This window comes from Ornithinimicrobium sp., assembly GCF_035267225.1.
GTDB lineage: Bacteria > Actinomycetota > Actinomycetes > Actinomycetales > Dermatophilaceae > Ornithinicoccus.
Window position 1 is genome coordinate 1 of sequence record NZ_DATFMA010000121.1, and the last position, 23589, is coordinate 23589.

A 23589-nucleotide genomic window follows, 5' to 3' on the forward strand; every position below is an offset into this window, starting at 1 on the left:
ACCTCCCCCCGGGTGGCGCCCGGGCTGCTCTCGTATCAGGCCTGGCAGTCCCTCGAGCAGGCCACCGGGCTCTATGCCCGCACTCTGGAGCCCGCGAGCACCGCGAGCGTGGTCGCAGCCACCGGGTATGAGGTGCACGCGGTCGGGGACGAGCCGGCACCTGTCCTGGCGCGTCGCCTGGTCGATCTGGCCGATGGTGGTCGAGTCGTGTGGGTGGGCTCGCTGGACGCCGACCCGGGCCTGAGCGAATCCCTCGCCTCCGAGCTCGCCGGCCGCGAGGACCCGCCTGAGCTGGAGGTGCTCATCGGCTCCTGGGACGTCCCCGGCGCGCGGCTGCTCGACGCCGTCACGGTGATGGACCGGCTGCGCTCGCCGGGAGGCTGCCCCTGGGACGCGGAGCAGACCCACGAGTCGCTGGTGCCTTACCTGGTCGAGGAGACGTACGAGTGCGTGGAGGCGCTGGAGTCCGGGGACCGGGAGCACGCGCTGGAAGAGCTCGGAGACGTGCTGCTGCAGGTGCTCTTCCACGCGCGGGTCGCCGAGGAGGCCGAGGACGGCTACGACATCGACGACATCGCGGCAGCGCTGGTGGACAAGCTCATCCGCCGGCATCCGCACGTCTTCGCGGGAGCGAGCGCCGAGAGTCCGCACTCGGTGGAGTCGAGGTGGACCGAGCTGAAGCGGGCCGAGAAGCCCGATCGCGAGCATCCGGTGGACGGCATCCCGGCCGGGATGCCCGACCTCGCTCGCGCGGTGAAGGTGACCTCACGGCTGACCCGCGCCGGCCACGGGGCGTGGCTCGGCGAACAGATCGCCCTGGCCGGGGAGCACGGCCCGTCGGGACGCCTGGCCGCCGACCTGCTCAGGGCGGTGGTGCGGGGCCAGGAGGAGGGGATCGACCCCGGCAACGCCCTGCGCCAGACTCTGCGCGCGGTGGAGTCCTCCAGCCGCGAGATCGGGACCGGCGACCGCGACCCCTGACGGGCCCGACCACGGCGCGGGTTGGTACACCGCCGCCTCCCCCTCGGCGGCTAGGCTGGCTGGCGCGAGCCCCGTCCACGCCCACCCCGCCGTCAGGAGTGCCCCATGGCCGTCATCGACGCCATCATCGCCCGCGAGATCCTGGACTCGCGTGGCAATCCCACCGTGGAGGTCGAGGTCGGTCTGGACGACGGCACGGTGGGCCGGGCGGCGGTTCCGTCCGGCGCTTCGACCGGGCAGTTCGAGGCCGTGGAGCGCCGGGACGGTGACACCAGCCGCTACCTCGGCAAGGGGGTGCAGGAGGCTGTCCAGGCCGTGATGGACGACCTGGAGCCGCGGTTGCTGGGCTTCGACGCCAGCGAGCAGCGCCTCGTGGACCACGAGATGGTGGCCGTCGACGGCACCGACAACAAGGAGAAGCTGGGCGCCAACGCCATCCTCGGCGTCTCGCTCGCGGTCGCCAAGGCCGCCGCCGAGTGCGCTGGGCTGCCCCTGTTCCGCTACCTCGGCGGGCCCAACGCGCATGTGCTGCCGGTGCCGATGATGAACATCCTGAACGGCGGGTCGCACGCCGACTCCAACGTGGACATCCAGGAGTTCATGATCGCTCCGGTCGGCGCCGGGTCCTTCCGCGAGGCGCTGCGGTGGGGGGCGGAGGTCTACCACGCGCTGAAGTCGGTGCTCAAAGAGCGAGGCCTGGCCACCGGCCTGGGCGACGAGGGCGGATTCGCGCCCGACCTGGGCTCCAACCGAGAGGCCCTCGACCTCATCCTCGAGGCGGTCACCAAGGCCGGCTACACCCCCGGCAGCGACATCGCCCTGGCCCTGGACGTGGCCGCGACCGAGTTCTGCGAGGACAACCAGTACTCCTTCGAGGGCCAGGTCAAGACGGCCGCCGAGATGACCGACTACTACGCCCAGCTCGTCGAGGACTATCCGCTGGTCTCCATCGAGGACCCGCTCGACGAGGACGACTGGAGCGGGTGGACCACGATCACCGACCGCCTCGGTGGCCGGGTGCAGCTGGTCGGCGACGACCTCTTCGTGACCAACCCCACCCGGTTGCAACGCGGCATCAGCGAGCGGTCCGCGAACGCGCTGCTGGTCAAGGTCAACCAGATCGGCTCGGTCACCGAGACGATGGACGCGGTGACCCTGGCTCAGACCCACGGTTTCCGGTGCATGATGAGCCACCGCTCCGGCGAGACCGAGGACGTGACGATCGCCGACCTCGCGGTGGCCACCAACTGTGGCCAGATCAAGTCCGGGGCCCCGGCCCGTTCCGAGCGCGTGGCGAAGTACAACCAGCTGCTGCGGATCGAGGAGGAGCTGGACGAGGCAGCCCACTACGCCGGGGCCGAGGCCTTCCCTCGGTTCAGCGCCTGATCCGGAGCCGGTGTCGATGGCCTCGGCGGGGAGCAGCAAGCGACGGGCGGCCAGCCAGCGGGTTGAGGGCGCCGCCCGCACCGCACCGCCCAAGCGAGCCGGGCCGGCGCGGCGAGGACCCGGGCACTCGCGCCCGCAGACCTCGCGTGCCGGCACCCGCCCGGGCGCGCCGTCGGCCCACGGCGCCACGGGTTCGCCCCCGGGACGCGGGGGTGCGCCGCAGGTGTGGCGCCTGGCCGCCCTGTCGCTGGTGCTCGTGCTCCTCGGGGTGTTCTTGTTCCCGACCGTCTCCGGCTTTGTTGAACAACGCCGCGAGGTCAGCAGGCTGGAGCGCCAGATCGAGGCTCAACGCGCCGACATCGCCGAGCTGGAGAAGCAGAAAAGGGAGTGGAACAACCCCGACGTCATCGAGCGGCGGGCCCGGGAGCGGTTGCGGTTCGTCCGTCCTGGCGAAGTCGCCTTCACGGTGGTCGACGACACGGGCGAGATGCTGACCGAGCCGGTCCCCGGGATGACGGCCGTGACCAACGACGTGCACGAGTCCCGCCCGTGGTACGGGGAGATGTGGGAGTCGATCAGGACCGCCAACGAAGGGCTGCCGGAGACCGCGCCCGATGCCCCCTGAGACCCGGCTGCGGCGCGACCTGGAGACGGTGCGGGTCCAGCTCGGTCGACCACCCCGCGGCGTGGTCGACATTGCCTACCGATGTCCCTGCGGATGCCCGGCGGTCGTGCGCACCCGCCCCACGCTTCCGGACGGCACCCCGTTCCCCACGCTGTTCTACGCCACCTGCCCGGCCCTGACCGCGGCTGTCTCGAGACTGGAGAGCGAAGGGATGATGGCCGAGATGACACAGCGTCTGAGGAACGACCCCAGCGGCCCGCTGGCCCGGGCCTACCACTCGGCGCACGAGGACTACCTACGCAGACGAGCCGAGCTGGGGACCCCGGCCCGACTCGCCGGCGTGTCGGCCGGTGGCATGCCCACCCGCGTGAAGTGCCTGCACGTGCTGGTCGCGCACAGTCTGGCCACCGGCCCCGGGGTCAACCCGCTGGGCGACGAGGCCGTCGCGGCCCTCGGGTCATGGTGGAGCGACAGCTGCTGCGCGGCGAGGCTGACGGGTGACGTGGATGACGAGGGGGCAGGTTCGTGAGCGGCCCGCAGCGCGTGGCCGCGGTGGACTGCGGGACGAACTCGATCCGCCTGCTGGTCGCCGACGTCGACCCTGGAGCGGAGCAGCCGGTCGGCGACGTGGTGCGCACCATGGACGTCGTCCGGCTGGGCGCAGGGGTCGACCGCACCGGCCGCTTCGACAGCGCGGCGGTGGAACGGACCCTCCAGGTGGCTCACCGGTACGCGCAGCAGTGCCGGTCGACGGGCGTGCGGTCCGTCCGCTTCGTGGCCACCTCGGCGACCCGGGACGCCGCCAACGCTCGCGACTTCACCGACGGCATCGCCGAGATCTTCGGCGACTTCGGCACCACGGTCGAGGTGATCAGCGGTCAGGAGGAGGCTGCGCTGTCCTTCGCCGGGGCGACCGCCGAGCTGAATGGGGCGCTCGTGCCCGCTCCCTACCTGGTCGTGGACATCGGGGGTGGCTCGACCGAGTTCGTCCGGGGCGCCGGTGCGCTCGAGCAGGCCACGTCGGTGAACATCGGGTGCGTCCGGATGACCGAGCGGCACCTGCGCAGCGACCCTCCCACCGAGGAAGAGGTCTGGGCGTGCCTGGCCGACATCACGGGGGCGATCGACGAGGTGACCGCCACCGTGGACCTGGGCGGGGTGGGGACGCTCATCGGGCTGGCCGGCACGGTGACCACGGTGACGGCGCGGGCGATGGGCTTGCACGCCTACGACCCGGTGCGCATCCACGGGTCCGTGCTGCCGGTCGAGGACGTCGTCGACGCGGCCACCGGCCTGCTGCGGGACGACCGGGACACCCGTGCCGCCGCCGGGTACATGCACCCGGGGCGAGTGGACGTGATCGGCGCCGGAGCGCTCATCTGGCGCACGGTGGTGCAGCGCCTCGTCCGGGACTCGGGGATCGGCACGGTGCGGACCTCCGAGCACGACATCCTGGACGGCATGGCGTGGTCTCAGGTGGCTCCCGAGCCCACAGGCGGATGAACCAGGGCGAGCCCCACCCGATGACCGGCCAGTACTTCGACTCGCCGGTTCCCCCCGGCGCCGGCTGGCCGGGCGACCCGGCCACGGCCGCCACCCGGCGCGCCGGTGACCCTGAGCAGGTGGCGGCGCTGGCCGCCTCCGCCGGCGACGTGCCCGAGCTCGACGCCCGGGTCTCGGTGTGCCGGGCGTGTCCGCGCCTGGTCGACTGGCGCGAGAGCGTGGCCCGCGAAGGGCGACGAGCCTCGTTCGCTCACGAGCCCTACTGGGGACGCCCCGGGCCCGGCTTCGGCGACCCGGCACCCTCCGTGCTCGTGGTCGGGCTGGCGCCGGCGGCCAACGGCACCAACCGGACCGGCCGCATGTTCACCGGGGACCGCAGCGGCGACTGGATCTACTCCGCTCTGCACCGCGCCGGGTACGCCGAGCAGCCGGGCAGCAGGCACAGTGGCGATGGGCAGCGTCTGCGCGGGGCGCGGATCGTGGCCGCCGTGCGATGCGCGCCACCGGGCAATGCACCCACCGGTGCGGAGCGCGCGGCCTGCCGCCCGTGGCTGGCGCGGGACCTCGGCCTGGCCGAGCCGACGCTGCGTTCGGTCCTGGCCCTGGGCTCGATCGCCTGGGACGCCACGATCGCCGCCGCCCGCGCGCTGGGTTGGCAGGTGCCGCGGCCCAAGCCCCGGTTCGGCCACGGGGCGCAGACCGGGCTGACGACCGGCGACGGGCGCCGCATCGAACTGTTCGCGAGCTACCACGTCAGCCAGCAGAACACCTTCACCGGACGCTTGACCGAGCCCATGCTCGACGCCGTCATCGCCCGGCTGTAACACGCCGCGGCGATACACTCACGCGCACCGGAGCGGCCCCCGTAGCCCAACCGGCAGAGGCAGCCCACTTAAAATGGGCCCAGTGCGGGTTCGAACCCCGCCGGGGGCACGTCGAGCACAGATGTCCGGGAACACCGGGGCGACGTCAAACGCTCTACTATGTACCACCTAGATGCGTGTGCGCAGCGCACTCGCACCAGAGACTACGGAGGGCAGATGGCCACCAACCCGGTGTTCAACCGGATCGACCGCGAGACCAGCGGCTACGCCGGTTTCGGAAACCCGCCACAGCAGGGCGGTGGGCAGTACGCACCGCCGCGCGGCGCCCCGCGTCAGGGCCCGCCACCCCCCAGCGGGTACGGCGGCCAGTCCGGGTCGATGTCGAACGAGCAGCTGGAACAGATGTACGGCCAGGCTCCGGCCACGCCGCAACAGACCGGCCGGCTGACCCTCGACGACGTCATCATGAAGTCCCTGATGCTGTTCGGCATCGTGGTGACGGTGGCGGCCGCGACCTGGTTCTTCGTGCAGCCCCCCGAGGGCAGCACGCAGATGAACCCGTTGGCGATGCCGATCTGGTTGGTCGGCATGTTCGGCTCGCTGGGTCTGTCGTTCGCCATCGCCTTCTCCAAGAAGGTCAACGTCCCGTTGATCATGGTTCACGCCGTGCTGCAGGGCGCCTTCCTGGGCGCGGTGAGCGCGGTCTTCAACGCTTCCTACCCGGGCATCGTCAGCAGTGCGGTGCTCGCCACGATGGGCACCTTCGCCGGCATGTTCCTGGCCTGGAAGGTGGGCTTCATCAAGGTCACCAGCAAGTCGCGCCGCATCTTCGGGATGATGGCGATGGGCTACATGGTGTTCCTGCTCATCAACATCGGCGCGAGCTTCCTCGGCTTCGGCAACGTCTACGCCAGCGGTGGGATCCTCGCGATCGTCATCTGCCTCTTCGGGGTCGGCATGGCCTCCTACTCTCTGGCCATCGACTTCGACTCCATCGACCGTGCCGTCGGCGCCGGTGCTCCGGAGAAGTACTCGTGGCTGCTGGGTCACGGGCTGGTGGCCAGCCTGGTCTGGCTGTACATCGAGTTCCTGCGCCTGTTCGCGGTGCTGCAGAACGACTGAGATGACCGGCTCCGCCGAGAACGCGGCGGAGCGAGCCCAGCGTGAGCTCGAGCGCGTGGTCCGGCGGTGGCAGCAGCTGCCCCTGGGCCACGCGCTTGCTGCGTCCGAAGTGGCGCGACACACGGTGCAGCGTCTCGCCGACGAGGTGGCCGCCGCGCAGACGCACCGGCCCGAGCAGCCGGTCCCGGACCTCGGCCCTGCGGTGCTGATGGATCAGCTCGCGGTCGTGGTGTACGACCACCAGGAAGCGGGCTTGAGCGCGCGCCATCGAGCCGAGGCCCTCACCACCCTGAGGCGGTCCCTGCCGTAGCCCGGTGCTCAGAGGCGCTCGAGCACCATCGCCATGCCCTGCCCGCCGCCGACGCACATCGTCTCCAGGCCGAACTGCGCGTCGCGGACGCGCATCGCAGTCAGCAGGGTGGTGGTGATGCGAGCGCCGGTGGCGCCGAACGGGTGACCGTAGGCGATGGCGCCGCCGTGCACGTTGAGCCGCTCCAGGTCCATCCCCAGGTCGTCGGCGCTGGCCAGCACCTGGACGGCGAACGCCTCGTTGATCTCGTACAGATCCATGTCCGCGATGCCCAGACCCGCCCGCTGCAGCGCGAGCCGCGAGGCTCCGACCGGACCCAGACCCATGATCTCGGGTGACAGAGCTGTGGCGGCGGTGGACACGATCCGCGCCAACGGGGTCAGCCCCAGCTCGGCGGCCCGGGCGTCGCTCATGACGACGACGGCCGCCGCACCGTCGTTCAGCGGGCAGCAGTTGCCCGCGGTGACGGTGCCGTCGGGTCGGAAGACCGGCGACAGCGCCGCGACCTGGTCGTAGGTGACACCCGCCCGAGGCCCGTCGTCGGTGCTCACGACGGTCCCGTCCGGGAGGGTGACCGGGGTGATCTCGGCGTCGATGGCACCCCGGCGGATGGCCTCCTCGGCCCGGTTCTGGCTGACCACCCCCCACTCGTCCTGGCGCCGGCGGCTGATGTTGCGGACGGTGGCGACGTTCTCGGCGGTCTGACCCATGGCGATGTAGGCGTCCGGCATGGCGCCCAGCCCCCGGGGGTCCACCCACGTGTCGTTGCTCACCGCCATGGCGGCTGTTCGCTCGGCCGCCGCGGCGAACCGGGGGTTTGCCGTCTCCGGCGCGTCGCCCCCGGCGCCGGCGAAGCTGCTGTAGCGAGAGACGCACTCGACCCCGGCGCTGATGAAGGCCGAGCCCTCCCCGGCCTTGATCGCGTGGAAGGCCATCCGGGTGGTCTGCACGGACGAGGCGCAGAACCGGTTCACGGTGGAGCCAGGCAGGGCATCTGCGCCCATCAGCACGGCCACGACCCGGGCCATGTTGCGCCCGTGCTCCCCGCTGGGCTCGGCGCAGCCGAGGTAGAGGTCGTCGAGCTCGTCGGTGTCGAAGCCCGGCAGGTCCGCCAGCGCTCCCTCGATGGCCACGGCGCTCAGGTCGTCGGGACGCACTCCGGTCAGCCGCCCCTTGACCGCCCTCCCGATGGGGGTGCGGCGTGCAGCGACGATGACGGCCTCGGCCATGGTCGAACTGTACGCGTGTGCCCGCCTCCTGCCACGATGAGGTCACCACACCAAGGGGCCCCTGCGGGCCTGCGAGTCAAAGGAGACCGTGATGCGCATCGGCGTGCCCACCGAGGTCAAGAACCATGAGTACCGAGTGGCGTTGACGCCCGCCGGCGTGCACGAGCTCGTACGCCACGGCCACGAGGTGCTGGTGCAGCACGACGCGGGCCAGGGCTCCTCACTCGACGACGACGAGTTCGTCGCCGCCGGGGCGACGATCGCCCCCGACGCCGAGACCACCTGGGGGGAGGCGGACATGGTGATGAAGGTGAAGGAACCGATCGAGAGCGAGTACAGGCACCTGCGCAAGGACCTGGTGCTCTTCACCTACCTGCACCTGGCCGCGTCCCGGCCGTGCACCGAGGCCCTCGTCGACGCCGGCACCACCTCCATCGCCTACGAGACCGTCCAGCTCCCCAACGGCAGCCTGCCGCTGCTGTACCCGATGAGCGAGGTGGCCGGGTGCCTGGCACCACAGGCGGGGGCGCACTCGATGATGCGCGCGTACGGCGGTCGTGGGCTGTTGATGGGGGGCGTCTCCGGGGTCGACCCGGCCAAGGTGGTCGTCCTCGGCGGCGGTGTCTCCGGCTCCCACGCTGCGACCATGGCCCTCGGGCTGTGGGCGGACGTCACGGTGCTGGACACCGACGTGGACAAGCTGCGGACCCTGGACCGTCGATGGAACGGGCGGATCAAGACCGCCACCAGCAACGCCTACGTGTTGGAGGAGCATCTGCTCGAGGCCGACATGGTCATCGGAGCGGTCCTCATCCCTGGTGCCAAGGCTCCCTCGCTGGTGAGCAACGATCTGGTGAGCCGGATGAAGCCCGGCAGCGTGCTGGTCGACATCGCCATCGACCAGGGCGGGTGCTTCGAGGACTCCCATCCCACCACCCACGACGACCCCATCTTCGAGGTCCACCGCTCGGTGTTCTACTGCGTGGCCAACATGCCGGGCGCGGTTCCGCGGACGTCGACTTTCGCGCTGACCAACGTGACGTTGCCGTATGCGGTGGCTATCGCCAACAAGGGCTGGCGACAGGCGCTGGCGGACGACACGGTGCTGGCGCCGGGGTTGAACACGGTCGACGGCTCCGTGACCAACGCCGGGGTTGCCGCGGCCCACGACCTGGACCCCGTCAGTCTGAAGCAGGTTCTCCGCTCGGAGTGAAGGGCTCGGGTACCTCGGGACGGTGACGTCGCAGGAGCTGGGCCCAGCGGCCCCGCTCGCCGCGGACGTTGCCGTCCACCGCGACCCCGCTGACCTCGCTTCCCGGATCGTCGACGGCTCGCTCGGCTGCAGCAGGCAGAGGCTCGACGGCCTCGCCACGTCGGTGGTCCAGGGAACGCCCGGAGTCGATGGTGGACTCGCCCAGCGCATCGAGCACACTGGGCAGCATCGCGGCCGCGGCTCGGGCATACCCCGCCGAGGAGGGGTGGAACCGGTCGGCGCTGAACAGCTCGGGTAGCTCGTGGAAGTCCGGCCCGATCAGGTCACCGATGGACACGGTGCGCCCGCCGGTCTCCACCACGGCAACGGTCTGCGCCGCGGCGAGGTCGCGGCTCCATCGTTGAGCCAGTGCCCGCAGGGGTTGCGGCACCGGACGGATGGTGCCGAGGTCGGGGCACGTGCCGACCACCACGCGGACGCCCGCCCCCTGCAGTGCTGAGGTGGCCTCGGTCAGCGCCCGCACCGACCGCGTCTGGTCGACGCGGTTCTTCACGTCGTTGCTGCCGATCATCACGATGGCCACCTCGGCCTCGGGCATCGCCTCACAGCCGCGTTCGACCTGGTCGGCGAGGTCCAAAGAGGTGGCCCCGCTGCGGCCGAGGTTGACCAGGTGGACGGGGCGTCCGGTGATCGCGGCCACCCCGATGGCCACGGTGGCCCCCATCGTCGTGCTGGCGTCGTCGGCGCCCACCCCGGCGGCCGTGCTGTCCCCCAGCAGGAGGAGCTGGTGCGCACGCCCCGTGCCCGCGCCGTAGGTGCCCGAGTCCTCGTGGCCGGCGCCGGGGGACTCGCCGATGAGGTGGCGGGCGAGCTCGGCCTCGGCGCGCAGGACGCCGACCCCGAGCAGACCGGCCGCGGCCAGCCCGCCCCCACCGAAGGCGGCCCGAGCCGCGATGGTGCGGGCCCGCTCGGCTCGGCTCATGGCGTGACCCGCCCCCGTCCGCTCGGTTCAGCTGCCGGCACGAGACTGTCCGGCATGGTGGTCTCTCAGCCTCGCCAGTCCCTCGGAGAGACTGACCCGCGGAGTCCAGTCCAGGACCTCGCGGGTGCGCTGCTGGTCGAACCAGTGTGCCGTCGACAGCTGGCCGGCCAGGAACCGGGTCACCGGCGGTTGCTGGATGGGCGGGACAACGGGCAGACGGTGGCTGGCCGCGGTGAGCCCTTCGACCAGGCCGCCCACCGCCCACGCCACGGGGTAGGGCACCGAGTGACGAGGTGGAGGCGCGCCGCAGGCGCGGCAGATGTCGCTGACCAGCTCGCCGATCGGCCGCGGCTCGCCGTTGGTCACGACCAGCGCCTGCCCGGCGGCCACGTCGATGCGCCTCAGGGCGGCCACGATCGCTTCGGCGGCGTTGTCGACGTAGGTCGAGTCGACCAGCGCGGCACCGGAGCCGACCAGGACCAGGCGCCCGCGCCGCGCGCGGTCGACGATGCGCCCCACCAGCTGGGTGTCGCCCGGTCCCCAGACCAGATGAGGGCGGATCGCGGCCACGGCGAGGTCTGGTCCGTGGGCGTCCAGCGCCAAGCGCTCCGCCATCGCCTTGCTGCGGGCGTAGTGCCCGTGCGAGCGGGCCTGGTCGTCCGCCGGAGCCGAGCCCTCGCCCACGATCGAGGCGCCGGAGTGGGCCACCGACGGCGAGGACACGTAGACGACCTTGCCCACCCCGGCGGCGCGGGCGGCGTCGAGCAGGTGGCGGGTGCCGTCGACGTTGGTGGCTCGGTAGTCGACCCACCTGCCGACCACGTCGACCTTCGCCGCCAGGTGGACGACGGCTTCGGCGCCCTCGACGGCTCGCCCGACCGCCACAGCGTCGGTGACATCGCCCAGCACCTCGCGGTGCCGACCCCCGGCGGTGCGCCGCTGCATGACGACGACCTCGTTGCCCTGGGCGGCCAGTAGGTCGGCCACGGCTCCGCCGAGCATCCCGCTCGCGCCGGTCACCAGGACGCGCATCAGCGGCTTCTCGTCCTGGGTGCGCTCCTGCCGGAACCCACGACCGGGATCCTGCGCATCAGCTCGTGGATCCGACCCGAGCCACGGCCACGCAGCACGTCGTCCGCCCAGAGCGCCAGGCTCGTCCGGTCCACCTTGGATGCGTGCCGGATGTCCACGGGCAGCCAGTCGCGACGCAGGACGGCCGCCACCGGCACCTCAGCGGCCACCCGCACGGCCGCGCTGAGCCGTGCGTCGGCCAGCGGGGAGGCGCGTCTGCCGATGCGACGCGGCGGCACGACGATGACGACGACCTGCGTCGCGCCGTCGGGGCCCACCCCGACCACCGCTGCGTCCTCCACCTCCGGCAGCGCGGCGACCCGGTGCTCCACGGGGTAGGGCGTCACCAGCCCGTGCGGGGTGCGCAGCACGTGCACCTTGCGGCTCTGGACCCACAGGCGTCCATCGTCGTCGAGGTACCCCACGTCGCCGGTCCGGTGCCATCCGAGCGGTCGCGCGGCCGCCCGCTCCGCGTCCCAGGCGTGGTGGTACCGCTCCTTGACGTGAGGGCCGCGCACCACGATCTCACCGAGGACCCCGGTCGCGTCGGTCAGCTCCTCACCGGAGCCGGACCACGGCGCGATCCGCACGGACACTCCCGTCACCGGGTGGCCGACGCACACTCCGCCTGCGGCCAGGTCGTCCTCGTCGGCCACCGACCAGTCCATCGGCCCGGAGGAAGGCAGTCCGCCTCGGGCCAGGTCGGAGGGGTCGAGCTCGGTGGGGTCGATGGTGGCCACCGGCAGCGCCTCGGTCATGCCGTACGGGGTCTGGGTCTCGGCGGCCGGCATCAGGCGCTTGACCTGTCGCAGCAGCGAGGTGGGCACGGGCGCTCCGGCCGAGAGCACCAGCCTCGGACGGGTGAGGGCCTCGCGCTGCTCCCCTGAGAGCTCGTGCGCCGTGGCCACGACGTTGCGCAGGGCAGCAGGAGAGGCGAACACCGACTCCGCGTCTACGGCGGCGACGGCGTCCGCGAGCGCCGCGGCGGTCAGGGTGTGCGGAGCGGTGACGTCCATGTCGGGCACGGCGCAGGGCAACCCCAGCGGGGGGCCGTACAGGGCGAACGGCGCGAAGGCGGCCACGAAGCCTCGGCCCTCGGTCAAGCCGAAGGTTCGGGCGACCAGGGTGACCTGGGCGCTGAGCTGGGCGCGGGTATAGACGACCCCCTTCGGAGGGCCCGTTGCTCCCGAGGTGAACAGGATCGCTGCCACGTCCGAGGTCGGGTGGTGCGGGTCCTCGGGCAGCGGCGGCAGGGACTGGGCTTCGGCGATGAGGTCGACGACGGCGTCCGCGTCGGCCCGGATGGTCGCACCCGGGACCCGGGTCGAGCGCGCGAGCACGAGCGCAGCCCGGATGCCGATGACGTGGTCCGGCCCCGCGCTACGCAGAGCCGCTCCCAGTCGGCCCAGGCCCAGCCCGGCATCGGCGATGACGACCACCGCCCCGAGCCGCCACACGGCGTAGACGATGGTGTTCAGGTCGATCCCTGGCGGCACCAGCACAGCGACCCGGTGTCCCCTCCGCAGACCATGGGCGTACAGGGCGCGGGCGACGTCCTCGACCCGCCTCGCCAGAGTCTCGCGGGTGATCCGGTTGCCTCCGGTGCCCAGCTCGACGATCGCGGTGGTGCGGCCGCTCGAGGCTCGCACGCTCAGCCCTACCTCGCCGTCGGGTGCGCTGATGCTCTCTCGGGCAGGCGGGTCCGGCCGGGGCGTGGTCTCGCTCGGGCCGAGGGTCGCGGTGATCCAGGACCAGATCATGGGCACCCCCTCGGGAGCGTCTTCGAGGACCAGGTGCGAGGCCTTGGGGTAGACCTGGACGTCGGCCTGCGGGAGGCGCTGCTGAAGGTCGCGCAGGTACCGGGTGGAAAAGACCGGGTCGCGCGCCCCCCACACGAGCAGGGCGGGCACCTCGAGACCGCAGACGCCCCGGCTCACCTCGGCCAAGGTCTCGTGGCTGGGGTGCTCCGGCTCGAACGGGATGTCGGCGACGAAGTCCTGCACGGCGTCACGACGGCCCGGCGAGGCGTACGGTGCTGCGAACGCACGCCGGACTCCACCGGGCAGGCGCGGGCCGCTCAGCACCGTGGTGGCGGCGACGAAGGCAGGAGTCTGCGAGGTGACCAGAGCACGGACACCTCGCCAGCGGGCGACCCGGATGGCCAGGGGTGCCTGCTCGTGTTCCTCCTGGTGCACCGCAGTGTTGGTGAGCACCACGGCACGCACCTGGTCGGGGTGTCGGGTTGCCCATCCGAGCGAGATCGGCCCACCCCAGTCGTGAGCGAGGACCACCACCGGGCCGGCCAGGTCCATGGCTTCGGTGAAACGCCCGAGGTCCTCGATGCGGTCGCTCAGGCGGCGTGGTCTGGTGGTGCGCTCGGAGTAGCCCATGCCGAGCTGGTCCACCGCGACGACCCGCCACCCGGGCGGTGCCTGGGCCAGCACCCGGCGCCACAGGTAGGACCACGTCGGGTTGCCGTGGACGGCCAGGACGGTGCCGACCAAGTCGGCCTGCCGGTCCGGCTCGGGGCAGGTGTCGAGAATGTGCCAGCGCCGGGGGACCCCCTGCGCGTCCGGAACGTGGACGTCACGCGACCACGCCGGATCCAGACCGGGCAGGTCGCGCGGTGTCACCAGACGAGCTCGAGGCAGGTCATGTTCAGGCCCGAGCCGATGCCCATCAGCAGGACCCGGTCGTCGGGCTCGAGCGACTCCACCTCCTTGGCGAGGGTGATCGCCACGGCGGCGGGGCCGACGTTACCCAGGGTGGGGAACGTGAGCGGGATGCGCTCCTTGTCGATGCCGAGGGCTTCGGCGGTACGAGCGGTGTGCACCTTCGAGACCTGGTGCACCACGTACCGTTCCATGTCGCTCCAGTCGAACTCCTCGGCGGCGTCCTTCCACAAGGAGGTGGCCAGCTCGACCCCGGCCAGCAGCAGGCCCGTGGTGTCGGTCCGCATGTGCTCGAAGTCGCCGACGCACAGGTCGTTGTGCTGCGTGGCGGCCCGGGAGGCACCTCCGACCACCCGGTGGGCCCCCGGATGGTCGCTGGAGCGCCCGAGCACCATGGCTGCCGCCCCCGACCCCAGGGTCAACGTGGCGAACTCGCGCTGCAGGTCCTCGGCCGTCGCCTCCGGCGCCGACAACCGTCGCAGCGCGTTCTCCTGCGGGGTACGCGACCCCTCTCCGTCGACGACGAGGGCGTAGTCGATCTGGCCGGCGTCGATCATCGTCGCGGCGAGCTGGATGCCGTTGACGAAGCCCAGGCAGGCGTTGGCGAGGTCGAAGTTGAGACAGCTCGACGGCAGGTCGAGCTGGTGGTGGATGCGCACCGCGACGGAGGGTTCAAGGTGCTCGCGGCTCACCGAGGTGTTGATCAGCATCCCGATCCGGGCGGGATCCACCCCCGACTCGGCGATCGCCTTGGCGCCGGCCTCGACGGCGCCATCGACGAAGCTGGTGCCGACCGGCCACCATCGGCGTTCGACGATGCCGGCCAGCTTCTCGAGCATTCCCGGGCGCAGACCGTTACGTGCGTAGCTGTCCCCGATGATGCGGTCGAACTCGGCGGACGTGACGACCACGGGTGCCTCGACCGCGGTCACGGAGAGCACGGCGGTATCCTGGTGACGGAAGGTGATGTTGCCGCTCAATGGAACCTCGATAGCTGGGCAGACGTTGGGCAGAACGGCACTATCAGATCACAGGCCGCCGAAGTTCTCGCACGGGCACAGGTCGGGGTCTGGGGCCACCCCGTGGCGAGGACAGGAGCACATCATGGCACGAAGCACCACGACCCGCGCTGGCGCGGGACTGACCGCTGTCCTGCTGCTCGGCGGGGTGAGCGCCTGCGGGGGCTCGAGCGACGAGGCCGAGACAGCGCAGCAGTCGCAGCAGCCCGCGACCGCCCTGGAGCCCGGTGACGACGTCGAGCCGACCGCGCTCGTACAGCGGCTCAGCTCGCCGGGGAAGCAGACGCTGAGCTCGTTCACGTTCACCGCCGACGCGGCAGCCGAGGACCAACAGGTGACCATCGCCGGTGGGGTGGATCTCGACGGTGAGTCGCCTACCGCCGAGCTGACGATGGAGCTCCCACCGCTGGGGTCGGTCGACCTGCTGCTCGTGGACGACGTCGGGTACGTCGACATCCCCAACCTCACCCCGCCGGGTAAGTACGTGCAGGTGCCCGCGGATGAGCTGGCCGAGGTGGGGATGTCCGACGTGACGGAGTCACTCGACATCCAGGAGCTGATGCAGAAGTGGGAGTCGAGCGGAGCGGCGATCACCTACGTGGGTGAGGACGAGGTGGACGGGGAGGCCACCGAGCACTTCGAGCTCGTGGTCGACCCGCAGCAGATCCTGGACGAGGCCGGCCAGACCGCCAGCCCCGACCTGGAGGTCGAGGGTGACCTGACCTACGGCGTGTGGGTCGGGCAGGACGATCTGGTCCGGAAGATGCAGCTCGACATCGACGGCGCGGACGCCACCGTCCGGATGGACGACTGGGGCCAGGAGCTGCAGGTGCAGGCTCCGAAGCAGGGTGACATCGTGCAGATGCCGAGCTTCGGATAGCGGTGGCACACCCCCTGTCCTGCTTCGCGCGTGACCGATGGCCCGGATGACCTGGATGACCCCCGTGCCTTGGCATACTGAGCGTCGATGACGCCTCTCGACCACGTCGTGCTGACCGACGAGACCGGCTCGGACGTCGGAACCCTGCCCCGCGCGAGCGTGCATACCGAGTCCACCCCGTTGCACCGCGCCTTCTCGGTGTACCTGGTTGACACGGCCGGGCGCACCGTGCTGACCCGCCGTGCCCTGTCCAAGGTCGCGTGGCCCGGCGTCTGGAGCAACTCGTGCTGCGGCCACCCCCGCCCGGGAGAGGCGCTCACCGACGCGATCTCCCGACGGGTCCGTGAGGAGCTGAGGGTGGACGTGCGCGACCTGCGGTGCGTGCTGCCCGACTTCCGCTACCGGGCGGTGGACCCCGGTGGCGTGGTCGAGAACGAGATCTGCCCGGTGTACGTGGGCTTCGTCGACGCCGACCCCGACCCCGACCCGGCCGAGGTGATGGAGTTCGCGTGGGTGCCCTGGCAGCAGGCGCACCGTGCGCTGACCTCCGCCCCGCAGGTGTTCAGCCCCTGGATGGGCCTGCAGCTGCCGTTGCTCGGGGAGGACCCGCCCGGTCTCGGGGAGCCGGCGGAGCGAGCGCACGACCCTGTCCACCTCCGCGAGCCCACCGCCCCCGCCCCGACCTGGCAGCAGACGCAGGCGCAGGTGGGCGCCATCCTGGCCGAGCAGGTGTCGTGGCTCGCTCGTCGCTGGGCCGACACCGGCCTCGACGCCGCCGACGACCCCGTGCTCACGCGCGACCTCCCGTCGTGGCTGGAGTCCCTGGTCAGCACCGCCGGCAAGCGCATCCGACCGCAGATGTGCCACTGGGGCTATGTGGCCGCCGGTGGCCGGGACGCCACCGAACAGTACGACCAGGTATGCCGGGTCGCCGCGGCGATCGAGCTGCTGCACACCTTCGCCCTCGTTCACGACGACGTGATGGACGAGTCCCTGTGGCGGCGCGGACGGCCCGCGGCTCAGGCTCAGGCGCGCGCCCAGCACGAGAGCGGCGGCTTCGGGGGGGACTCCTCGCGCTTCGGTGACAACATCGCGATCCTGCTGGGAGACCTGGCCCACATGCAGGCCGACCAGCTCGTGGCCGGGCTGCCGCATGACCTGCAGCAGCAGTGGTTCGAGCTGTGCGCCGAGCTCATCGCCGGGCAGAGCGCCGACCTGACGGCGGCCGCGGGCTTCTCGCGCAGCCATGACCAGGCGGAACGCATCGCCTGGCTGAAGTCCGGCGCCTACACCATCGAGCGGCCGCTGCTGTTGGGTGCCGGCGCAGCCGGTGCGGAGCCCGCGACCCTGAGTGCGCTCGGCCGTTACGGTCGGGCTCTGGGTCAAGCCTTCGCGCTGCGCGACGACATCCTGGGCGTCTGGGGCGACCCTGAGGTCACCGGCAAGCCGGGAGGCGACGATCTGCTCGCGCGCAAGCCGACCATGTTGTGGGTAGCGGCCGCGGAGCGCTTGGACGCGGCCGGCCAGCGCGTGCTGAACCGCGTGGGCACGCCGCGCTCCGTCGAGGGCGACGTGGCGCTGCTCCAGGAGGCCATGCTCGAAGCGGGCATCAGGACGTGGGCCGAGAGCCGGGTGCAGTCCCTGGTGGAGCGTGCTCTGCAGGGTCTCGAGGCCGGGGCAGTCACCCACGCCGGGGTGGAAGGTCTCGCCCGGGCCGCCGAGAAGGTGGCCTGGCGCCATGCCTAGTGTGCCCTCGCGCCGCCCAGCCGCACCGGGCCAGGCCCTGCTCTTCTGCTTCGACCAGTTCGTGCGCCTCAGCATGGCCGGCGTCTGGGTCCGCGGGTCGGTCCCGCGCGAGCCCGTGGTCTGGGCCATGAACCACCACCACTGGTGGGACGCTTTCGCCTCCGGTTCCGTCCTGAGAACGGCCGGCCAACACCCGACCGTGCTGGTCTCGGACCGCAACCTCGCCTCGTTCCCCCTGCTGAAGCTGATCGACGCCGTGCCGGCGGCCCACGCCGAGCACGCCGTCGAGTCGCTGCAGGCAGGACGCAGCCTGGTCATCATGCCGGAGGGGGCGATGCTGCCCCCGGCGTCCGTCGGGCCCGTGCGCGGCGGAGCCGGCCGGATCGCCGCGGCTGCGGGCGTTCCGCTCGTGCCCGTTGCGTTGCGAGTGGTCATCCGCGGGCGACAGCATCCCGAGGTCTACGTCGACGTCGGGGACCCGGTCGCTCCCGTCGACCTGCACGCCCGGATGAGCGAGGCCCTCGCGGCGATGGACGAGGCCCTGGCGACGGCGCCCGTGACCGAGCCTCTCCCGGGGTTCCGTCTGACCGTGGCGGGGCGCTCGTCCGTCAACAACCGGCTGCAGGCTCTGGCCAGGCCGCGCCGGTGAGGGCGCTGCGCCTCGGTGCGACCATCCTGGCCGGGGTCAAGGTCGGCGTCCTGTTGCTGAACTGTGCCCGCTTCCCGGTGCTGGGGCCTCGTGGTGACGGCGACCTGAGGAAGACCTCCGTCCTCGTCCCCGCACGGGACGAGGCGGAACGGCTACCGCACACCCTGCCGGCGCTGCTCGCCGCCCACGACGTCGAGGTGGTGGTGCTGGACGACTCCAGCAGCGACGGCACCGCAGCTGTCGCGGAGGATCTCATCGCACGCTCGGGGCATCCGAGGAGCCGGGTCGTACGCGGCCGGCCCCTGCCCGTGGGATGGACCGGCAAGACGTGGGCGTGCCACCAGCTGGCCGAGCACGCGAGCGGGGACACGCTGGTCTTCCTCGACGCGGACATCCAGCTGGCTCCCGGAGCGCTGGCAGCGGCCGTGGGAGAGCAGCAGCGGGTCGGCGCGGACCTGTTCTCGGTCTTCCCGCGCCAGGTGACCGCCAGCCTGGGTGAGCACCTGGTGGTCCCGGTGATCGACGACGTCCTGCTCTGCCTGCTGCCACACCCCCTGCTCAGCCTGCCCATCGACGCCGCCGCCACGGCGAACGGCGGGTGCCTGGTCTTCACCCGGACCAGCTACGAGACGATCGGGGGCTTCCGCGCGGTGCAAGGCGAGCTCATCGAGGACGTCGCTCTGGCCCGGAGGACCCGCGGCCTGGGGCTGCGCCTGGGTTTGGCCCTGGGGGGGCCGATGCTGTCCACCCGGATGTACCGCTCCTACTCTGAGGTGGTGGTCGGTCTGGCGCGTGGGCTGCTGTTCATGAGCGGTGGCTCGCGTCTGCTCCTGGTTCTCGGGTGGCTGGCGCATCTGGGGGCCTACACACTTCCTGCGGCCGCGGTGGCATGGGACCGGCGCTGGGCCGTGCCCCTGCTGCTCGCCCTCGCTGAGCGAGCGCTGGTGGAGGTCAAGACCCGCCGGTACGCGGTGTGGCAGTCAGCTTTGGTCCCTGCGGTTGCCCCGGCGATCGGGCCTCTGGTGTGGCGCGCCCTGCGCGGCCCGGCGACCTGGCGTGGCAGGACCTACGCATGAGCGCGGCGCACGCCACCCTTCCGGCTCCGCCTCGCTCTCGCCTCACCGGGCATCTCGGCCGATGGGGGACCGACCCTCTCGGAACGCTCGAGGCGGGAGCGCGGGAGGGCGAGGTGTTCGAGCTGCAGCTCTGGCGGCGAGCCGTCGTCGGCTACTCGACCGAGTGGAACGCCGCGGTGCTCGGTGACCTGGAGACGTTTCGCAGCCGCGGCGGTCTGAGCGGGCTCTCCCCCTACCTCAACGCAGGGATCGTGCAGACCGACCCGCCGCGCCACCGCCCGGCCCGGGCTGCGCTCAACCCCGGCTTCACCCGCTCCTCTCTGGCGGCCCTGACCGAGACCATGCGCGCAAGCATCGCCCGTCGGCTGCCGACGGGGGCCTTCGACGCCGTCGCGTGGTCCTCCACCGTCGTACGCGCCGTGCTGTCGGCGACCTTCCTCGGCACCCGGGAGACCGACCCGGTCCTGGACCGCTGGCTGGGACCGATGGAACGCCCGCTGCCCCACCCCTTCGTGCCTCGGCCGCTGCGCTTCCGCGCGATGGACGCTCGCCTGCAGCGCGCCCTGGACGACCCGCCCCCGGGGAGCCTGGCCGAGGTGTTCGCCGCCCACGGCGGCATCGCGGAGATGCGCGTCGCCTTGGCGGCGGGCTACGACACCACGGCGCATACGCTGGCCTGGCTGCTGGCGCACGTCGCCGCCGACCCCGACCTGCTGCAGCCGGAGCGACACGAGGCCGCGATGGCCGAGACCCTGCGGCTGTATCCCGCCGGATGGACCGGCAGCCGCCGAGCCGCCCGCGACATCACGGTCGCCGGTGTCGACATCGCCGAAGGCACCCTGGTGCTGTACAGCCCCTACCTCACTCACCGCGATCCCGCCCTGTGGCCCGAACCGACCGCCTTCCGCCCGGAGCGGTTCGAGGCGGCCGAGCCGCCGGCCGGCTACTGGGGGTACATCCCCTTCGCCGCCGGGCCGCGCACCTGCCTGGGTCGGCACTACGCGCAGCTGCTCATGCGCACCGCCCTGGGTGCGCTCAGCGAGCATCGGCTGCGCTTCCTCAGCGGTGACCTGACCCCTCGCGCCGGAGTCACCCTGGCACCGGTGGGACCGTTGAACCTTCATCTGGACGGCCCCCGCCGACCAGGCCCGAGCACCACGACACCACCCCAAGGACGTCCATGAGCCGCATCGTCATCATCGGGGCCGGCCTGTCCGGCCTTGCCGCCGCCTGCCACCTCAGCCGTAGCGGGCACGACGTGCACGTGCTCGAGGCGCGCTCCCAGGTGGGAGGACTGGCGGGAGAGGAGTCCGAGGCCGGGCACACCTTCGACCTCGGTCCGACGGTGCTGACGATGCCCGACCTCATCGAGAGCACCCTGGCCGCCGCCGGAGGCAGCCTGGACCTGCTTCCGATGACGCGCCTGGATCCGGCCTACCGGGCGTTCTTCGCCGATGGCAGCCGGATGGACATCTGGAGCGACCACGAGGCGATGCGGGACCAGATCGCACGGATGTGTGGGCCCGGCGACGCCGAGGCCTTCGACGAGTTCGTGCCGTGGCTGCGGCGGTTGTACGAGGTGGAGATGCCCCACTTCATCGATCGCAACTTCGACTCGCCGCTGGGTCTGGTCAGCCGTCCCGCTCCGGCGCTGGACCTCGTGCGCATGGGCGCCTTCGGCAACCTGTCCTCCTTGGTGGGTAAGCGCTTCACCGACCAGCGGCTGCGAAGACTGTTCACCTTCCAGGCGCTGTACGCGGGGTTGGCGCCGCACGAGGCACGGGGCATCTACGCAGTGATCTCCTACATGGACGCCATCAACGGCGTGTACTTCCCGGACGAGGGGATGCACGCCCTGCCCCGTGCCATGGCCCGGGCCGCGAGCCAGGCCGGGGTGCAGATCCGGCTCGATGCGACGGTCAGCGTGCTGCCGCGGGACTCCTCCGGCCGGGTGACCGGTGTGGTCGTGGATCAGGAGTACCTACCCGCCGACGCGGTCGTGAGTACCCAGGACATCCCCACGACGTACCGGACCCTGTTGGCCGACATGAGCACGCCGTTGTCGTTGCGCCGTCCCCGGTACTCACCATCCGCGGTGGTCTGGCACGTCGGCACCGGCGGAGCGACGCAGGAGCAGTTCCTGCATCACAACATCCACTTCGGGCACGACTGGGAGCGCAGCTTCGACGAGCTCATCGGCGGTGGCCGGTTGATGAGCGACCCGTCGCGCCTGGTCACCGTGCCGACCGTGACCGCTCCGCAGCGCGCGCCGGAGGGCGGGAGCACCCTGTTCGTGCTGGAGCCGGTGCCCGACCTCAGTGGCTCGGTGCGCTGGGAGGACGAGCGGGGCCCGATGCGCGAGCGTCTGCTCGCGTTCCTGGAGGCCGAGGGCTACCCGACCGACATCCGGGCCGAGCAGCTGGTGACCCCCGACGACTGGGCGGACCAGGGTCTGTCGTCGGGGACGCCGTTCTCGCTGTCCCACCTGTTCCGGCAGACCGGCCCCTTCCGACCGCGGAACGCCCCGAAGGCGGTGCCGGGGCTGTTCTTCGCCGGTGCCGGCACGACCCCTGGGGTCGGGGTGCCGATGGTGCTCATCAGCGGCAGGCTGGCGGCGGCACGGGCGATGTCGTACCTGGAGGACGCCGCGGCATGAGCTTCACCCCCGGCCCCGATGAGGACCTGTGCCGCCAGATCACCCGTCAGTACGGGACCACCTACTACTGGGGCGCGCGCATCCTGCCGCCGCGACAGCGGTACGACGTGTACGCCGTGTACTCGCTGTGCCGCAGCGCCGACGACATCGTGGACGCACCCGGCGCTACCAGTGCGGACGCGCAGACGGTGGCCGCCACCCAGGAGGCGCTGACCGCCTTCGCCGAGGACTTCGGCCGGGCGATGCGGGGTGAGCGCTCCGCGCATCCGGTGATCCGGGCGTCCGCCGAGACCGCACGCCGGCGCGAGATCGACCCCGAGTGCTTCGACCGCTTCTTCGCGGCGATGGCCATGGATCTCACTCAGGACAGCTACCGCACCTTCGAGGACCTGATGGGCTACATGGACGGGTCGGCGGCGGTGATCGGCGAGATGATGCTGCCGGTGCTGCGCCCGACCGACGCGCGCGCTCTGGGTCCCGCCCGGGACCTGGGGGTCGCGTTCCAGCTGACGAACTTCCTGCGCGACTTCGCCGAGGACCGCGACCTCGGCCGTACCTACCTGCCGCTGGCGGACCTGGAGCGGTTCGGCGTCCCGCGCGACGTCGACGCGCCGACCCCGCAGTTCGCGGCGCTGATGTCCTTCGAGATCGCGCGGACGCGGGAGCTGTACCGCTCGGCGCAGGAAGGTCTGGCCTACCTGCCCGCGACCTCGGCCCGGTGCGTGCAGACCGCCCGAGGCCTGTACGCCCGCATCCTGGACCTGATCGAGGACGCCGACTACGACGTGTTCTCGGGCCGGCTGCGGCTGCCCACGTGGCGCAAGGCGGGGTACGCCGCCCGGTTGATGCTGACTCCGCCACGTGCGCTGCCCGGGGGCGGGGGCACGGGGTGAGCCACTGGCACTACCTGTTCGTGATGGCCGGGTGCCTGGCGATCACCCTGCCGCTGGAGCTCGTGCTGGGAGCCCGGGTCTGGCGCCGGCCGCGCGCCCTGGTGACCGCGCTGGTGCCCACCGTGGTGGTCTTCGTCGCCTGGGACCTGTGGGGCATCTACCGAGGCTCCTGGTTCTACGCCGACGAGTTCATCACCGGGCTGCACCTGGGCCCGATGCCGATCGAAGAGCTGGTGTTCTTCCTGGTCGTGCCGATCTGCGGCGTGCTGACCTACGAAGCGGTGGGTCGCTGCCTGACCTGGGTGAAAGGAGGCCCGGCGCCGTGGGCGGGTCAGGGCGAGCCGGCGCAGGCGCGCGGAGCGCGGGGGACCGATGCCTGAGTACACCCTCATCGCGCTCTGTTCGGTCCTCCTGGTGCTGGGGATCGAGCTGCTCTGGCTGCGCACCGGGATCTTGCGGACGGCGCAGTTCTGGTTGAGCATGCTCATCGTCTGGGGTTTCCAGATCCCGGTCGACGGGTGGCTGACCAAGGCCGAGGGCACGATCGTGGGCTACGACCCGCAGCAGATCACCGGCCTGCGCGTCGGGTGGAACTCCCCGATCGAGGACTTCGCCTTCGGCTTCTCGATGATCACCCTCACCCTGCTCGTCTGGCAGCGGGTGACCCGGCCGGACACGCAGGAGGCGTCGCCGGAACCGCACTGACGTGGTCCGCCGCCGCGGCGCGACGACCAGGTCAGGTCAGCGCGGTT

At 71.8% G+C, this 23589-nt stretch carries 23 protein-coding genes and 1 tRNA gene; 19 read left to right on the plus strand and 5 right to left on the minus strand.

Features of this window, described 5'->3' with window-relative positions; all coding sequences use genetic code 11:
• The 9 genes from VJ976_RS11950 to VJ976_RS11990 form a co-directional block, all read left to right on the plus strand.
• Nucleotides 1–981: MazG family protein (locus tag VJ976_RS11950; RefSeq protein WP_324100451.1), on the plus strand; the 981-nt coding region annotated here is incomplete at its 5' end.
• A 105-nt stretch (nt 982–1086) separates the two neighbouring features.
• The gene (eno, locus tag VJ976_RS11955) at nt 1087–2367 is read left to right on the plus strand and encodes a phosphopyruvate hydratase (RefSeq protein ID WP_324100452.1); all 1281 of its coding nucleotides are present in this window, start codon (nt 1087–1089) and stop codon (nt 2365–2367) included.
• 223 nt (nt 2368–2590) lie between these two features.
• Nucleotides 2591–2992, plus strand: coding sequence for a septum formation initiator family protein (locus tag VJ976_RS11960; RefSeq protein WP_324100453.1), 402 nt, complete (start codon nt 2591–2593; stop codon nt 2990–2992).
• On the plus strand, nt 2982–3521 hold the full coding sequence (locus VJ976_RS11965; RefSeq protein ID WP_324100454.1) for a DUF501 domain-containing protein: 540 nt from the start codon (nt 2982–2984) through the stop codon (nt 3519–3521). The genes VJ976_RS11960 and VJ976_RS11965 overlap by 11 nt, the downstream gene beginning before the upstream one ends.
• Nucleotides 3518–4495, plus strand: coding sequence for a Ppx/GppA phosphatase family protein (locus VJ976_RS11970; RefSeq protein WP_324100455.1), 978 nt, complete (start codon nt 3518–3520; stop codon nt 4493–4495). The genes VJ976_RS11965 and VJ976_RS11970 overlap by 4 nt, the downstream gene beginning before the upstream one ends.
• Entirely contained in the window at nt 4492–5319 is an 828-nt protein-coding gene (locus tag VJ976_RS11975) for a uracil-DNA glycosylase (protein WP_324100456.1), read from the plus strand. The genes VJ976_RS11970 and VJ976_RS11975 overlap by 4 nt, the downstream gene beginning before the upstream one ends.
• A gap of 35 nt (nt 5320–5354) precedes the next feature.
• A tRNA-Leu gene (locus VJ976_RS11980) sits at nt 5355–5428 on the plus strand.
• Nucleotides 5429–5535: 107 nt separating this feature from the next.
• Nucleotides 5536–6441 (plus strand): Bax inhibitor-1/YccA family protein, encoded by a 906-nt coding sequence (locus tag VJ976_RS11985; RefSeq protein WP_324100457.1) that lies wholly within the window; start codon nt 5536–5538, stop codon nt 6439–6441.
• A gap of 1 nt (nt 6442) precedes the next feature.
• Entirely contained in the window at nt 6443–6751 is a 309-nt protein-coding gene (locus VJ976_RS11990) for a hypothetical protein (protein ID WP_324100458.1), read from the plus strand.
• Nucleotides 6752–6759: 8 nt separating this feature from the next.
• Here VJ976_RS11990 and VJ976_RS11995 read toward each other — a convergent pair whose 3' ends face one another.
• Entirely contained in the window at nt 6760–7980 is a 1221-nt protein-coding gene (locus VJ976_RS11995; protein ID WP_324100459.1) for an acetyl-CoA C-acetyltransferase, read from the minus strand.
• A gap of 91 nt (nt 7981–8071) precedes the next feature.
• Here VJ976_RS11995 and ald point away from each other — a divergent pair, with 91 nt between their 5' ends.
• On the plus strand, nt 8072–9193 hold the full coding sequence (ald, locus tag VJ976_RS12000) for an alanine dehydrogenase (RefSeq protein WP_324100460.1): 1122 nt from the start codon (nt 8072–8074) through the stop codon (nt 9191–9193).
• Here the strand turns inward: ald and VJ976_RS12005 are convergent.
• Genes VJ976_RS12005 through VJ976_RS12020 form a run of 4 tightly spaced genes read right to left on the minus strand, consistent with a single transcriptional unit; the run spans nt 9162 to nt 14898 of the window.
• Nucleotides 9162–10175, minus strand: a complete 1014-nt coding sequence (locus VJ976_RS12005; protein WP_324100461.1) for an SGNH/GDSL hydrolase family protein — start codon at nt 10173–10175, stop codon at nt 9162–9164. The genes ald and VJ976_RS12005 overlap by 32 nt on opposite strands.
• A gap of 27 nt (nt 10176–10202) precedes the next feature.
• Nucleotides 10203–11207 carry an NAD-dependent epimerase/dehydratase family protein gene (locus VJ976_RS12010; protein ID WP_324100462.1) on the minus strand — a complete coding sequence of 335 codons (1005 nt, stop codon included), beginning with the start codon at nt 11205–11207 and terminating at the stop codon, nt 10203–10205.
• Nucleotides 11207–13879 (minus strand): alpha/beta fold hydrolase, encoded by a 2673-nt coding sequence (locus VJ976_RS12015; RefSeq protein ID WP_324100463.1) that lies wholly within the window; start codon nt 13877–13879, stop codon nt 11207–11209. Before VJ976_RS12015 ends, VJ976_RS12010 begins: the two co-directional genes overlap by 1 nt.
• Complete coding sequence (locus tag VJ976_RS12020; protein ID WP_324100464.1) at nt 13876–14898, minus strand: 3-oxoacyl-ACP synthase III; 1023 nt, start codon at nt 14896–14898, stop codon at nt 13876–13878. Before VJ976_RS12020 ends, VJ976_RS12015 begins: the two co-directional genes overlap by 4 nt.
• A 124-nt stretch (nt 14899–15022) precedes the next feature.
• Here VJ976_RS12020 and VJ976_RS12025 point away from each other — a divergent pair, with 124 nt between their 5' ends.
• From VJ976_RS12025 to VJ976_RS12065, 9 genes are all read left to right on the plus strand, one after another.
• Nucleotides 15023–15817, plus strand: a complete 795-nt coding sequence (locus VJ976_RS12025) for a hypothetical protein (protein ID WP_324100465.1) — start codon at nt 15023–15025, stop codon at nt 15815–15817.
• Between the two features lie 87 nt (nt 15818–15904).
• The gene (gene idi / locus VJ976_RS12030) at nt 15905–17563 is read left to right on the plus strand and encodes an isopentenyl-diphosphate Delta-isomerase (RefSeq protein ID WP_324100466.1); all 1659 of its coding nucleotides are present in this window, start codon (nt 15905–15907) and stop codon (nt 17561–17563) included.
• Nucleotides 17556–18212 carry a lysophospholipid acyltransferase family protein gene (locus VJ976_RS12035; RefSeq protein WP_324100467.1) on the plus strand — a complete coding sequence of 219 codons (657 nt, stop codon included), beginning with the start codon at nt 17556–17558 and terminating at the stop codon, nt 18210–18212. The genes idi and VJ976_RS12035 overlap by 8 nt, the downstream gene beginning before the upstream one ends.
• Nucleotides 18209–19288, plus strand: a complete 1080-nt coding sequence (locus VJ976_RS12040; RefSeq protein WP_324100468.1) for a glycosyltransferase family 2 protein — start codon at nt 18209–18211, stop codon at nt 19286–19288. Before VJ976_RS12035 ends, VJ976_RS12040 begins: the two co-directional genes overlap by 4 nt.
• Entirely contained in the window at nt 19285–20472 is a 1188-nt protein-coding gene (locus VJ976_RS12045; protein ID WP_324100469.1) for a cytochrome P450, read from the plus strand. The genes VJ976_RS12040 and VJ976_RS12045 overlap by 4 nt, the downstream gene beginning before the upstream one ends.
• A complete protein-coding gene (locus tag VJ976_RS12050) occupies nt 20469–21944 on the plus strand; it encodes a phytoene desaturase family protein (protein WP_324100470.1) in 1476 nt (491 codons plus the stop codon). The genes VJ976_RS12045 and VJ976_RS12050 overlap by 4 nt, the downstream gene beginning before the upstream one ends.
• A complete protein-coding gene (locus VJ976_RS12055) occupies nt 21941–22837 on the plus strand; it encodes a phytoene/squalene synthase family protein (protein WP_324100471.1) in 897 nt (298 codons plus the stop codon). The genes VJ976_RS12050 and VJ976_RS12055 overlap by 4 nt, the downstream gene beginning before the upstream one ends.
• Nucleotides 22834–23217, plus strand: a complete 384-nt coding sequence (locus VJ976_RS12060; RefSeq protein ID WP_324100472.1) for a lycopene cyclase domain-containing protein — start codon at nt 22834–22836, stop codon at nt 23215–23217. The genes VJ976_RS12055 and VJ976_RS12060 overlap by 4 nt, the downstream gene beginning before the upstream one ends.
• Nucleotides 23210–23542 (plus strand): lycopene cyclase domain-containing protein, encoded by a 333-nt coding sequence (locus tag VJ976_RS12065; protein WP_324100473.1) that lies wholly within the window; start codon nt 23210–23212, stop codon nt 23540–23542. Before VJ976_RS12060 ends, VJ976_RS12065 begins: the two co-directional genes overlap by 8 nt.
• Nucleotides 23543–23589: the final 47 nt, after the last annotated feature.

What these genes read in the sequence shown, in the direction of transcription:
- eno (WP_324100452.1), top strand. Translation starts at nt 1,087, where the DNA reads ATGGCCGTCATCGACGCCATCATCGCCCGCGAGATCCTGGACTCGCGT.
- VJ976_RS11965 (WP_324100454.1), top strand. Translation starts at nt 2,982, where the DNA reads ATGCCCCCTGAGACCCGGCTGCGGCGCGACCTGGAGACGGTGCGGGTC.
- VJ976_RS11975 (WP_324100456.1), top strand. Translation starts at nt 4,492, where the DNA reads ATGAACCAGGGCGAGCCCCACCCGATGACCGGCCAGTACTTCGACTCG.
- VJ976_RS11985 (WP_324100457.1), top strand. Translation starts at nt 5,536, where the DNA reads ATGGCCACCAACCCGGTGTTCAACCGGATCGACCGCGAGACCAGCGGC.
- VJ976_RS11990 (WP_324100458.1), top strand. Translation starts at nt 6,443, where the DNA reads ATGACCGGCTCCGCCGAGAACGCGGCGGAGCGAGCCCAGCGTGAGCTC.
- VJ976_RS11995 (WP_324100459.1), bottom strand. Translation starts at nt 7,980, where the DNA reads ATGGCCGAGGCCGTCATCGTCGCTGCACGCCGCACCCCCATCGGGAGG.
- ald (WP_324100460.1), top strand. Translation starts at nt 8,072, where the DNA reads ATGCGCATCGGCGTGCCCACCGAGGTCAAGAACCATGAGTACCGAGTG.
- VJ976_RS12005 (WP_324100461.1), bottom strand. Translation starts at nt 10,175, where the DNA reads ATGAGCCGAGCCGAGCGGGCCCGCACCATCGCGGCTCGGGCCGCCTTC.
- VJ976_RS12010 (WP_324100462.1), bottom strand. Translation starts at nt 11,207, where the DNA reads ATGCGCGTCCTGGTGACCGGCGCGAGCGGGATGCTCGGCGGAGCCGTG.
- VJ976_RS12025 (WP_324100465.1), top strand. Translation starts at nt 15,023, where the DNA reads ATGGCACGAAGCACCACGACCCGCGCTGGCGCGGGACTGACCGCTGTC.
- idi (WP_324100466.1), top strand. Translation starts at nt 15,905, where the DNA reads ATGACGCCTCTCGACCACGTCGTGCTGACCGACGAGACCGGCTCGGAC.
- VJ976_RS12035 (WP_324100467.1), top strand. Translation starts at nt 17,556, where the DNA reads ATGCCTAGTGTGCCCTCGCGCCGCCCAGCCGCACCGGGCCAGGCCCTG.
- VJ976_RS12045 (WP_324100469.1), top strand. Translation starts at nt 19,285, where the DNA reads ATGAGCGCGGCGCACGCCACCCTTCCGGCTCCGCCTCGCTCTCGCCTC.
- VJ976_RS12050 (WP_324100470.1), top strand. Translation starts at nt 20,469, where the DNA reads ATGAGCCGCATCGTCATCATCGGGGCCGGCCTGTCCGGCCTTGCCGCC.
- VJ976_RS12055 (WP_324100471.1), top strand. Translation starts at nt 21,941, where the DNA reads ATGAGCTTCACCCCCGGCCCCGATGAGGACCTGTGCCGCCAGATCACC.
- VJ976_RS12065 (WP_324100473.1), top strand. Translation starts at nt 23,210, where the DNA reads ATGCCTGAGTACACCCTCATCGCGCTCTGTTCGGTCCTCCTGGTGCTG.